The organism is Gammaproteobacteria bacterium (genome assembly GCA_030949385.1).
Classification (GTDB): domain Bacteria; phylum Pseudomonadota; class Gammaproteobacteria; order JAUZRS01; family JAUZRS01; genus JAUZRS01.
Window position 1 is genome coordinate 50,864 of sequence record JAUZSP010000001.1, and the last position, 13,017, is coordinate 63,880.

Annotated in this window: 8 protein-coding genes; 7 read left to right on the forward strand and 1 reads right to left on the reverse strand. The window is 48.6% G+C overall.

The annotated features are described in order from the left end of the window. Window positions 1–2: 2 nt before the first annotated feature. Window positions 3–959: a thioredoxin-disulfide reductase gene (gene trxB / locus Q9O24_00205; protein MDQ7073613.1), complete on the reverse strand. Its 957-nt coding sequence runs from the start codon at window positions 957–959 to the stop codon at window positions 3–5. A gap of 227 nt (window positions 960–1,186) precedes the next feature. Here trxB and Q9O24_00210 point away from each other — a divergent pair, with 227 nt between their 5' ends. From Q9O24_00210 to pglX, 7 genes are all read left to right on the forward strand, one after another. Further along, window positions 1,187–2,260: an alanine dehydrogenase gene (locus Q9O24_00210; protein ID MDQ7073614.1), complete on the forward strand. Its 1,074-nt coding sequence runs from the start codon at window positions 1,187–1,189 to the stop codon at window positions 2,258–2,260. Window positions 2,261–2,329: 69 nt separating this feature from the next. After that, complete coding sequence (locus Q9O24_00215) at window positions 2,330–4,831, forward strand: DNA translocase FtsK 4TM domain-containing protein (protein MDQ7073615.1); 2,502 nt, start codon at window positions 2,330–2,332, stop codon at window positions 4,829–4,831. A gap of 102 nt (window positions 4,832–4,933) precedes the next feature. Next, on the forward strand, window positions 4,934–5,533 hold the full coding sequence (locus tag Q9O24_00220) for a DUF1819 family protein (GenBank protein MDQ7073616.1): 600 nt from the start codon (window positions 4,934–4,936) through the stop codon (window positions 5,531–5,533). Between the two features lie 10 nt (window positions 5,534–5,543). Next, a complete protein-coding gene (locus tag Q9O24_00225) occupies window positions 5,544–6,155 on the forward strand; it encodes a DUF1788 domain-containing protein (protein ID MDQ7073617.1) in 612 nt (203 codons plus the stop codon). 15 nt (window positions 6,156–6,170) lie between these two features. Then, window positions 6,171–9,677, forward strand: coding sequence for a BREX system P-loop protein BrxC (gene brxC / locus Q9O24_00230; GenBank protein MDQ7073618.1), 3,507 nt, complete (start codon window positions 6,171–6,173; stop codon window positions 9,675–9,677). A gap of 44 nt (window positions 9,678–9,721) precedes the next feature. Continuing rightward, a complete protein-coding gene (locus Q9O24_00235) occupies window positions 9,722–11,110 on the forward strand; it encodes an ATP-binding protein (GenBank protein MDQ7073619.1) in 1,389 nt (462 codons plus the stop codon). Window positions 11,111–11,192: 82 nt separating this feature from the next. Next, a complete protein-coding gene (gene pglX / locus Q9O24_00240) occupies window positions 11,193–12,887 on the forward strand; it encodes a BREX-1 system adenine-specific DNA-methyltransferase PglX (GenBank protein MDQ7073620.1) in 1,695 nt (564 codons plus the stop codon). The last annotated feature ends 130 nt before the right edge of the window (window positions 12,888–13,017 follow it).

A 13,017-nucleotide genomic window follows, 5' to 3' on the forward strand; every position in this document is an offset into this window, starting at 1 on the left:
GCTCAGTCGCCCAGCGCGTCGAGGTAACGCTCGGCATCCAGAGCGGCCATGCAACCGGTACCGGCAGAGGTGACCGCTTGACGGTAGACATGATCCATCACATCACCGGAAGCAAACACACCCTCTATGCTGGTGGCGGTGGCATTGCCTTGGCTGCCATTTTGTACCGTTAGGTAGCCGTTTTTCATTTCCAGTTGATCGGCAAACAGGTCGGTGTTGGGTTTGTGACCGATGGCGATAAAAATGCCCATTAGACCTAAGTCTTTGCTCTCGCCGGAGTTCACGTCTTTGATCCTCATGCCGGTTACGCCGCTGCTGTCGCCCAGCACTTCATCAAGGGTGTGGTTCCATTCGATGTTGATGTTGCCGTTAGCGGCTTTTTCCATCAGTTGGTCTTGCAAAATTTTCTCTGAGCGCAAGGTGTCGCGGCGATGCACCAAGGTCACTTCTGAGGCGATATTGGAGAGGTAAAGGGCTTCTTCCACAGCGGTGTTGCCGCCGCCGATGACCGCTACTTTTTGGTTGCGATAGAAAAACCCGTCGCAGGTGGCGCAGGCGGAGACTCCACGGCCTTTAAAGGCTTCTTCCGATTCCATGCCGAGGTATTGGGCGCTGGCTCCGGTGGCGATGATCAGCGCATCACAGGTGTAAGTGCCGCTGTCGCCGCTCAGTTTAAAGGGTTTTTCTGTCAGTTCGGCCTTGTTGATGTGATCAAAAATGATCTCGGTGTTAAAACGCTCGGCGTGTTGGCGCATTCGATCCATCAGTTCAGGGCCTTGCACGCCGTTGTTGTCGCCAGGCCAGTTGTCCACGTCGGTGGTGGTGGTCAGTTGTCCGCCTTGCTCCATGCCGGTGATCAGCACAGGGTTGAGGTTGGCACGGGCGGCGTAGACGGCGGCGGTGTAGCCCGCAGGTCCAGAACCTAAGATCAATAGTCGGCAGTGTTGGGTTTCGCTCATGATGTTTGCTCCAATGTGGGTGTGCGGTGGCAAAAGTTGCCGGTATGTTACGCAAAGGGGAATACAGGGACAAGCGAGGCGTGATGGTGGTTGTGCTTTAATAACTGATGTTACGTTTTCTGAGGTGTTGGCAAACCTACCCGATGTTGACGCGCATCTCTTAATTGGCAGGCGCAAGCACTAACCGGCATACTGGTGTTTCGATTCTTCAAATTAGGAACGAGACCATGAGTAACATCGGTGTGGCAAAAGAGATCAAAATCATGGAAGGGCGCGTGGCGCTGATTCCCGCTGCTTGTGCTGAGTTGGTGGCGGCGGGTCATGCGCTGTTTGTGCAGCAGAACGCAGGTCTGCTCAGCGGCTACGATGATGTTGCTTATCGACAGGCAGGCGCGGTGGTGGTGGCGGATGCGGCGAAGTTGTACCAACGGGCGGAGCTGATCGTCAAAGTCAAAGAACCCGTGACAGAAGACCTGCGTCACCTCAAGGCGCATCACCGTCTTTTTTGTTACCTGCATCTGGCCGCACTGCCAAAACTGGCCGCTGAACTGCAAGCCATCGGTGCCACGGCGATTGCCTTTGAAACCGTTGAAGAGGCAGGGGGAGCTTTGCCTCTGCTGGCACCCATGAGCCAAATTGCGGGTAAGATCGCGGTGCAGAGCGGCGTACATCTGTTGCATCAGCCGATGGGTGGCAGCGGTCTGTTGCTGGGTGGGGTGGCCGGTACTCCTCGTGGCAAGGTGGTGGTGCTGGGCGCGGGGCAAGCGGGCAGCAGTGCCGTTGAATTGGCCGCTGCACTGGGCGCGGAGGTGACGGTGTTTGATCGTTTGCCCGCACGTCTGGAGGCGATGCGCCTTTTCGGACATAATGTCTCGCCCCGATACGCCTATGCTGCCGACATTGCCGCAGCGGTGGCCGAGGCCGATCTGTTGATCGGTGCGGTGTTGCTGGCGGGGCGACGAGCGCCGCGCATTGTCAGTGATGCGGATATAAAAACGATGCAAAAAGGCAGTGTGGTGGTGGATATTTCGGTGGATCAGGGCGGGTGCATTGAGACCACCCACGCCACGACCTATCAAGATCCGACGTACCTTTGCCACGATGTACTGCATTTTGCCGTTAGTAACATGCCAGGGGCGGTGCCGCAGACCGCCTCGCAAGCGTTGTCGGCGGCGATTACGCCGTACGTCACCCAATTGGCTGATGACGGCTGGATGCAGAATAACGGTTTGCAACGCGCGGTTAATATCGCTGCGGGTGAGGTGATTCACCCCAGCTTGAGGTTGGATTTGTGCCCCTAAACAGAATGACAGAGAAGCCCCTTGGCCGCTAAAAAAAGCAGAACAGAAAAAAAAACAGCAAACAGAGCTGTGCCTGAAAGTCTGATTTACAGTTTGCGCGAAGGCGGGCTCTTACTGGTGATGAGCCTCTGCCTTTACCTGTTGCTGTCGTTGGTCAGTTTCAGTCTGCATGATCCTGGTTGGTCGCATACGGGTAAGGTGGTTGAGCTGCACAACTTGGGCGGTCGTGTGGGGGCGTGGTTTGCGGACATTCTGCTTTATCTGTTCGGTTATATGGCCTACTGCTTACCTTTTATTATGGGTTACATTGGCTGGATGTTGTTGCGCAGTCAAACGGATCAGGCCGCCCCTTCGTTTTGGTTTAGCCTGCGTTTTATCGGATTTTTACTGCTGTTTGTCACCGGAGCGGCTTTGGCCAGTATGCATTTTATCCCTGCTCAAGGCAGTGTGCCGCTGGGGGTGTTTGCTGGGGGCTTGCTGGGTGATGCCTTGAGTGAATGGCTGGTGGTGGGGGTCAGTGCGGTGGGAGCGACGCTGTTTTTATTGGCCTTTTTTTTGGCCAACATCAGCTTCTGTTTTGGTTTTTCTTGGTTGAAAATTATAGATCGCGTCGGTGCTTTGAGTTTACAGGGGATCGAGGCGCTTCAGCAGCAGGTGCAACAAAAAGGGAATGAGCACAATGAGGCTGCTGAAGCGAGGTCTGAAGTTGATTCGCCTCTCGTTATTGAAGCGCCGCAAGAGACTCCTTTGCCGGTAAAAAAACGAGTTCGACAGGAGCCGCTTTTGTCGGACTTGCCCAGCACGGAATTAGCACGCACTCCGCCGCTGGATCAGTCTGCAACTAAGATGCCAGAGCCAGAGGGGGGGGGTGAGGCCGAAGTCGAGGGTGTGCCTCCGCCTCCTGTCGCAGAGGTTGAGGGGCCTGATGAGACTCAAAAACACGCGGTGGTGATGCTGGCTCCGCAGGAAGAATTGCCCGAGGAAGAATTGCCCGAGGAGGTGTTGCTAGAACAACCGTTGCCGGATAGCGCAGTGCCCAAAGTGGCAAAAATGGTGGTTCCTTTGTCGGTGCTTGAGAGCGGTGATGATGTGAGTTTGCCGCCGCTTTCGCTGCTGGATGAGGCGGTGGTTGAGACCCGAGGTTATTCAGATGAAACCTTGGAAGAGATGTCGCGTCTGTTGGAGTTGCGGCTGGCCGATTATAAAGTCACGGCTGACGTGGTGGAGGTGCATCCAGGGCCGGTGATCACGCGGTTTGAGTTGGCGCTGTCGCCAGGCATCAAGGCGAGCAAGGTCAGCTCCTTGGCCAAAGATTTGGCGCGTTCGCTCTCCATCAGCAGTGTGCGGGTGGTGGAAAGCATCAGCGGTAAATCCACTATTGGTTTGGAGATCCCCAACGAGCAGCGTGAAATGGTGCGCTTGCGTGAAATTGTCGGCTCTGAGCCGTACGCAAAATCAGAGTCGCCCCTGACGTTGGCGTTGGGCAAAGGCATTTCCGGTCAGGCGGTGGTGGCGGATCTGGCCAAAATGCCCCATCTGCTGGTGGCCGGTACCACCGGTTCGGGTAAGTCGGTGGCGGTCAACGCGATGTTGATCAGCCTGCTGTATAAATCGTCGCCTAATGATGTGCGGATGATTTTGATTGATCCAAAAATGCTGGAGCTGAACGTCTACGAAGGCATCCCGCATCTGTTGACTCCAGTGGTAACGGACATGAAAGAGGCGGCCAACGCGCTGCGCTGGAGTGTGGCGGAGATGGAGCGCCGCTATCGTTTGATGGCGTCTCTGGGGGTGCGCAACATCGTGGGTTACAACCGTAAGGTAACGGAGGCCATCGAAGCCGGTGAGCCGTTGAAAGATCCGACCTACAAGCGTTCAGAAGCTTTTGATCCGGCTGCACCGATTCCGTTTTTAGAAAATTTGCCTTACATCGTGGTGGTGGTGGATGAGTTCGCCGACATGATGATGGTGGTGGGCAAAAAGGCGGAAGAGTTGATCACCCGCATCGCGCAAAAAGCACGGGCGGCGGGCATTCATCTGATCTTGGCCACTCAGCGTCCGTCGGTGGATGTGATTACCGGTTTGATCAAAGCCAATGTACCGACACGGATCGCCTTTCAGGTTTCGTCGCGGATTGATTCTCGTACCATTTTGGATCAGGGCGGCGCGGAGCATCTGCTCGGACACGGCGACATGCTTTATCTGCCGCCAGGAATGGCGCAGCCGGTTCGAGTGCATGGCGCGTTTGTGGATGATCACGAAGTGCATAACGTCGTCAAACACCTAAAGAGCATGGGCAAAGCCAATTACATTGATGAAATTTTGCAAGAACCCATCTCCAGCAGCGCCTCTTTGGGCAGCGACGGCGAGCAAGATGAACTTTACGATCAGGCGGTGGCCATTGTGACCGAGACCCGCAATGCGTCGGTTTCGTCGGTGCAGCGGCGTTTACGCATTGGTTACAATCGCGCCTCGCGGCTGGTGGAAGAGATGGAAGCCTCGGGGGTGGTGAGCAGCAATCCGGAGCGCGGTGTGCGTGAGGTGTTGGCTCCTGCGCCGCCGAAAGAGTGAAGTAACCATTGCCCATTGACGCTGCTTGAATGGGTAGAAAAAGCAGTTGTTGACCTGTAAGCTGCTCTTTTTTTGTGTATTCCCTCTGGAATTATTTTCAGCATGAACCGTGAAAAATACAGTATGTCATTCACTGTTGCGGCTCTTCTTCGTCAAGAATCTCTGAATCTTGCAGAGCTGTACTTAAAGCAAGGTGACTGGGCGGAGGTGCGTAGCGAGGTACTTGTTCACAACCTTTTGCAAGCAAGAGCGGAAAACAGTGCTAAACGGACTTGCACGGAGATAATTTCTCGGTTGCAACAGCTGAGTCATAATGAAATAGATCTGCTGGTTGTAGGGAGTCAGCAAGAACAGGGTTATCTTCTTTGGTTGGCTGTTTGTCGGCGTTATCGTTTTATTTATGAATTTTCAGATGAGGTGATTCGAGAACGATTTTTTACGCTTAAATATGACCTTAGTTACGGAGATTATGATGTGTTTTTTCATGCAAAAATGGTCTGGCATGGAGAGTTGGAAAAACTAACTAAAACAACAAAAAATAAACTGCGCCAAGTCGTGTTTAAAATGTTGCGTGAAGCCGATTTGTTGACGCTGGATAATCAGCTGATACCAGCCATATTGAGTGCTCGACTGATTAATATAATTGGCCACCATTCACCGCGAGACCTCTATATTTTTCCAGTAATTAACACGACATTATAAGGTTGGCTTGATGAATATTGATTTAAGTAGGGCTTCCATAGGGGAGCGTTACCGTCATCTTTTGAGTGTGATGAGCGGTGAGCATTTTTTACAACGGAAGGGATTGGGTAATGAAGTGCCTTTTTTTATCTGCCCTTATAAGTCAGAAGAGGCTACTGATGTGGTGCGCATGCAAAAACAGCTTATCAATAAATTGTCAAAACAGGGCGTTTTGGTGCTAGAAATAGATCTGTATGACTTGGTGGTGGAGATATTAAAGCAAGAGGGAGATTGGGAATGGTGTTTGGGAGAGGAGTCGTCACTTGCAAAGGAGGAGCTTAAGGAAGAGTTACAATCCATGCTCGATATAGAAACCGTACTCACGCCGAGTATTGAAAATAAAATGAAAGAATCTGAATTCCATGTGATGTTTATTTCAGGGGTGGGGGAGGTGTTTCCCTATATTCGTTCGCATAATGTACTCAATAATTTACAAAAAATAGCAAAATTGAGTCCGACTGTGATGTTTTTTCCAGGGGAGTATACGCACTCTTTAGAATCGGGCGCATCACTGGAACTGTTTGGTAGATTGCATGATGATAAGTATTATCGAGCATTCAATATTTTTCATTTAGAAGCGTAAAAAGGAAGTGTGATAATGACACTAAAAGGTATTTTTCAAAAACCTATTGATAGAGCGATTGAAGGTGTCATTAAAGCTGATGACGATGCTAGCTTGCGCCTTGAACTGGATGAGTATGTCGTTACGAATGAAGTAGAAAAGCGGCTTGATGTTTTTTTTGATGCTTATAATAATTATCAAGGTGCTAATGGGGTTTGGATTTCAGGTTTTTTTGGTTCAGGAAAATCGCATCTTCTGAAAATGCTGGCATTGGTGCTGGAAAACCATGAAGTGGATGGTAAATATGCCTTAGATGTTTTTTTGGAAAAATCAGTTTTCAAGGATAATGAGATTCTTAGAGGGGATCTTAAAAAAGCCGTTTCAATTCCCTCTAGGAGTATTTTATTTAATATTGACCAAAAGGCGGATGTTATTAGTAAAACAGAGATTGATGCCCTGCTCTCTGTGTTTGTGAAAGTGTTTAATGAAGAGTGTGGTTATTATGGAAAACTGCCTTATGTGGCTGAGTTTGAACGAGAGCTGGATGCAGATGGTTTGTTTGGAGAATTTAAAATAAAGTTCAAAACGCTCTCTTCCAGAGATTGGAGTTGGGCACGGCAGCGTGCCAAGCGTATGGCTGCTCAAATTGATGAAGCTTATAACGCTGTAACCGGTCAATCATCGAGCCACATATTGGATCACTATCGTAGCGATTATCGCCTCTCGATTGAAGATTTTGCTGAGCAGGTTTTTTCGTACATTGATCGACAGGAGGAGGGCTTTCGGCTCAACTTTTTTGTTGATGAAGTGGGTCAGTACATCGCGGGTAACATTAAATTGATGACGAATTTGCAAACGATTGCTGAAAGCTTAGCGACAAAATGCAGAGGTCGAGCCTGGCTTGTTGTGACTGCTCAGGAAGAGATGGGCTCTGTTGTTGGTGAGATGGGTAAACAAGAGAGCAATGATTTTTCTAAGATTCAGGCGCGTTTTAATAACCGTATGAAACTGACCAGCCAAGATGTGGCTGAGGTGATTCAAAAACGTCTGCTGCTCAAAAATGAGCAAGGCATCACTTTGCTCTCTGATCTCTACCATGAGCAAGCCAATAATTTTAAGACGCTGTTTGATTTTTCTGATGGCTCGCAGAGTTATCGAAATTTTATTGACAGAGAGCATTTTATCCACAGTTATCCTTTTATCCCTTATCAATTTTCTCTGTTTCAGGCAGCCATTCAGAATCTCTCACTGCATAACGCCTTTGAGGGTAAGCACCGCTCCGTTGGTGAGCGTTCCATGCTGGGTGTCTTTCAGCAGGTGGCGGTACACATTGCAGAACATCGTGTGGGGCAGCTTGCTACCTTTGATTTGATGTTTGAAGGCATTCGAACGGCAGTGAAGGCGCAAATTCAGCGCGCCATTCTACAAGCCGAAAATCATCTGGCTGATCCTTTTGCCATACGGGTTTTAAAGGCTCTGTTTTTGGTTAAATACGTCAAAGAGTTTAAGGCAACAGCACGTAACGTGTCGGTTTTAATGTTGGATGATTTTAACCAAGATCTGCCCAAGTTGCGTGAAAGCTTAGAAGAAGCGCTTAGTTTACTGGAGCAGCAGACTTACATTCAGCGTAATGGTGAGCAGTATGAATACTTGACCGATGAAGAGAAAGACGTTGAGGAGGAGATTAAACATACCGAAGTTGAAATGAGCGATCTCTCCGATGAGCTTGAGAAAATGGTGTTTGATCGCATTATCAAGCATCGGAAGATTCGTTACAGCGAAAATAATCACGATTACGTTTACGCACGTAAGTTGGATGACCGTTTGTATGGCCGCGAGTATGAGTTGGCGATCAATGTCATCACTCCGTTTCATGAGCACGCTGAAAGTACAGATGCGTTGCGTGGGTGGACATTGGGACGTGCTGATTTGATGGTGATTATGCCGCCCGATGATCGTCTTATGCGCGAGCTTAGGTTCTATAAACAGACGGAAAAATACATTCGTCAGAACAGTTCGATTACTCAGCAGGAGATTGTTAAGCGAATCCTTGAGAGCAAAGCGGCTCAGAATCAAGAGCGTTACGCTGATCTTCAGCAGAGGATCAAAGCGTTGTTAGGCAACTCTAAAATGATTGTTAATGGGGGAAATGTTGAGGTCAGAGGAGAGGAGGCTCAGTCACGCATTGTGCTTGGTTTTGAAGCCTTGCTTCGACAGATCTACCCGAATTTGAGTATGTTGAAAGGAGCTGCCTTTAGGGAAAGGGATATTACACAACACTTGCAAACCGAGCAGAAAAACTTAGCCCTTGCTGCCTTGGCAGAATCAGAGCAGGAGTTGTTTGCTTACATACAAAGCAATAAGCGCGCTGGCAGTCGAACAACGCTTAAAGCTTTGTTGGAAAAGTTTGAGTGTAAACCCTATGGTTGGTCTCCCGCAGCGATTCTCTGCACGTTAGCGAAGCTCTGTGCTAAAGGAAAAGTGGAGGTGCGCAGAGAGGGCGCTGTTTTAGAGGATGAGCCGTTAGAGAAAGCGTTGCTCAATAGCCGCGAGCAGGCCAATGTGGTGCTTGAATCACAAGTGGATTTCAGCCCTTCTCAGGTGCGTAATCTGAAAGAATTTTATGAAGATTTTTTTGACGCGCCAGCCAAAAGTGAAGAGGCTAAGGAGCTGGCCCATGAAATGAGTGCAGAGTTAAAAAAATTGATCCATGAGTTACAGCAGCTTCTAACAAAAGTGGAGCGTTACCCTTTTTTGCAGGCCTTGCAGCCGGTGGTAAAGTGTTTAACAGAGATCAGTGGCAATGCGTATAACTGGTATTTAACGGATTTGATCAAGCGTGAAGATGAGTTGTTGGGACTTAAAGAAGAGTTAATTGATCCGCTGCGTAATTTTATGGCTGGCTCACAAGCCGATATTTACGCTCGGGCAAGCCGCTTTATTCGTAAACAAGATTCGAATTTTAGCCACATTGAGGGCGGTGAACTGGAGCAGATTCGTTCCGTGCTCAATAACGCCACTTGTTTCAAAGGCCAGCAAATTCAGCAGTTAAAAATTAAGTTGGATCAGCTGGAGGAAAAGGTCAGGCAAAAAGTAGAGCAGGTGCGTGACCAAGCCAGCACTCGTCTTAAGGTGATGCAGTCACGGATGCAGAGCATGGATGAGTATAAAATACTGCCAGAGGTGAGGACCGTTGAGTTAGATCAGACTTTTCAAGAGCTAATAAGCTACTTGAGCGAGCAAACTTTGATTGCTGTGATCAACGATAAAAGGCGCTATTTTGAGGATCAGGGTTATCAAAATTTGCTTGCTAAGATGATCGAAATGGCAACAGTAAAACCGCGATCTGAAAGAGCCGCAGTGTCTGGTTCTGTTCCTCCAGATGAGCCTAAGCCTCGGATTGAGTACATTTCAGTGCGAAACATTGCGCTCTCTTTTGAGAAGGCATGGCTGGCAAGTGAGCTGGATGTGGATGATTATTTAAAAGATTTGCGTAGCGCCTTGTTGTCTGAGATCAAGAAGGGCAGCAGGGTTCAGGTTTAAAGAATTATGAGTGATGTTTACAGAAATGGGCGGCGGGGGAAATCATGAAGATTGCCATCAAGAATTTGGGAGCAATAAAACAGGCTGAATTTACCCTTGGTGATTTAACGATCATTTGTGGCAGTAATAACACGGGTAAGACCTATGTAACTTATGCGGTATTCGGTTTTTTATCGTTCTGGCGCGAGGTGGTTTCGATCAAAGTTAAAGAGGCTGAGGTGAATCAACTGCTGAATGATGGGGTTGTTGAGCTGAACATACAGCCCTATCTGGATGACGCTCAACAGACCTTAGAGCGGGGTTGCGTGTTGTTTACCGAAAAATTGTCTCGTGTGTTTGCCGCTTCAGTTGAACATTTTAAAGAGAGTGAGTTTAGCGTGGCACTGGGAGAGGCTGGGATTCAGCCGGTCTCTCAGTTCAAACGTACCCTTGGCGCGGCTAAAACTCAGCTGCTCTCTATTTTGAAAAAGGAGAACTCTGCGACGGTTTCGATCTCTCTGATTGTTGAAAAAGAGAGTGTAAAAGTTCCGGTGGAGTTGATCGGTCAAATTATTGCTGATGTGCTAAAAGAGATTGTGTACAGCGATGTTTTTCCTACCCCTTTCATCGCCAGTGCAGAGCGAACCGGAGCTGCGATTTTTAGAAAAGAGCTTGATTTTGCGCGCAACAGATTGCTTGAAGAGATGAATTCAATTGAGAAGGAAATCAATCCCTTTGAGCTGCTCGCCAAGGTCTATTCTGATTATGCCTTGCCGGTAAAGAGCAATGTGGATTTTACTCGACAGCTTGAGGGTTTGGTAAAAAAAGAGAGTTTTATTGCAAAAAACCACCCCGATATTTTGACTGATTTTGCCCATATTATCGGTGGAAAATATGTGGTGACAAAAAATGATGAGCTTTACTACATACCCAAGGGTCAGCGGGTAAAGCTGACGATGGAGGAGAGTTCCAGCGCGGTACGCTCATTGTTGGACATCGGTTTTTATTTAAGGCATGTGGCTCAGCCAGGTGACTTGTTAATGATCGACGAGCCGGAGCTGAATCTTCACCCTGAAAATCAGCGGCGTGTGACACGGCTGCTCTCTCGTTTGGTGAACATGGGTATAAAGGTGTTCATCACAACACACAGTGATTACATCGTTAAAGAGTTAAATACTCTGATTATGCTCAAGCAAGAGAAGACGTACTTAAAGACGATTGCAGCAGCTGAGGGGTACAAGCAAGATGAACTTATGTCGCCTGACAAAGTGCGAGTGTACATTGCTGAAGAGCAGCTGATGATGTTGGATGGGGCAAAAAGACGCAAGCGATGCTTGACTTTGGTAGCGGCAGAGATCAGCCCTGAGTTGGGCATTGACGCTCGCAGCTTTGATAAAACGATCAATGAGATGAATCGAGTTCAAGAGGAGATCATGTGGGGTGAGGATGAGTGATGAACGATGATGCCCCTGAGCGATTTTTAAAGCTTTCTTCTCCCCACCATATTCAGTTTAATCACATTGCAAGGCTCTCATTTTGAACACTTCACAGCTCAAAAAATTCGCTCAATTTTCCCGTCGTAATTTGATGGAGCAGGTTTCACATACGTTGCGGCGGGTGTTGGCAAAGGAAAGTGCGGCTCGACGAGAGCAAGCGGCTGCGGTTAAAAAGCTGGAGGATCAAATTGCGCTGAGCGATGAGGCGGTGGTGGTGGAGCAGGTGGCTTACGTTTGGTTTAACCGTTTTTGTGCCTTGCGTTTTATGGATTTGAATCGTTACAACCGCATTGGTCTGGTGTCGCCAGCGGAGGGCGGTACGCAGCCGGAAATTTTGGCTGAGGCGAAGATGGGACACATAGATGAGAGTGTGGTGTCTGATGAGTCGATACGGGCAAACATTTTTGCTTTATTGGGCGGTACAGCGCCGAGCCAGAACCCTCAGGCTGAGGCGTATCGTTTGTTGTTGGTGGCGGCTTGTAACGGCCACCATAAGGCGATGCCTTTTTTGTTTGAGCGGATTGATGATTACAGTGAGCTGTTGATGCCAGAGGATCTGCTTTCGGAGGGGTCTATTTTGGCGCAGACCCGTAAGGCGATGACGGCGGAGGTCTGTGACGATGTTGAGGTGATCGGTTGGCTCTATCAGTTTTACATCTCTGAGAAGAAGGATGCGGTGTTTGATGCGCTGAAGAAGAATAAAAAAATAACTCCAGAGAACATTCCGGCAGCGACGCAGCTCTTTACCCCGCATTGGATTGTGCGTTATTTGGTGGAAAACTCCCTTGGTCGTCTTTGGATGTTGAATCGTCCTGAGTCGCGTTTGGCTGAGCAGATGGCGTATTACATTCAGCCTGAAACCGTGGAAGAGGACGTTTTACAGATTGAGTCTGTGGAGGAGATTAAGGTGTGTGATCCGGCTTGTGGTTCGGGGCATATGCTCACTTATGCGTTTGATCTGCTTTATGCGATGTATGAGGAAGAGGGTTATGACGCGGCTGAGATTCCTGAGAAGATTTTGACAAAAAATCTGTTTGGGGTTGAGATTGATGGGCGAGCAGGGGCGTTAGCGGCTTTTGCTTTGAGTATGAAGGCGCGGGCGAAGCAGCGCCGTTTTTTCCGTAAGCAGGTGAGGCCGAACATTTGTGTGTTGAGTCCAGTTCGGTTTGCTGAGGATGAGTTGTCGGAGTATATGGATTTTATTGGCCGAGATTTGTTTACCGAGTCATTGCAAGCGACGTTGAGTCAGTTTGGGGAGGTGGATAATTTCGGTTCGCTGATTCGGCCTGTGCTTACGGATGTTAAGGGGGTTGTGCAGCTGCTGGAAACCAAGGATGTTTCTGATCAGTTGTTTCTCAAACCAACTCATGAAAAAGTGCTGCACGTTTTACAGCAGGCTGATTATTTAAGCCCTAAATACCATGTGGTGATTGCCAATCCGCCATACATGGGGAGCAAGGGGATGAATGGGCGGTTGGGTGAGTGGTTAAAAGAAAACTACCCTGATGTGAAGTCCGATCTATTTTCAGCTTTTATTGTGCGAAATACTGAAATGACTTTACCGAAAGGTCAGCTCGGTTTTATGTCACCTTTTGTTTGGATGTTTATTTCATCTTATGAAAAATTGCGCTGTTTTTTGATTGACCAGAAGACCATCACTTCACTGGTGCAGTTGGAATACTCTGGTTTTGATGGAGCAACGGTGCCAATTTGTACCTTTAACTGTGCAAAATAATCACAACCCATCTTATCGAGCTGGGTATGTTCGGTTGTCTGATTTTAAAGGTGCAGCACTTCAAGGGCCAAAATGTCTTGAAATAATTCAAGCCGCAAGAAAGGCCGGAAAATAGAGTATGCCTTTTCAC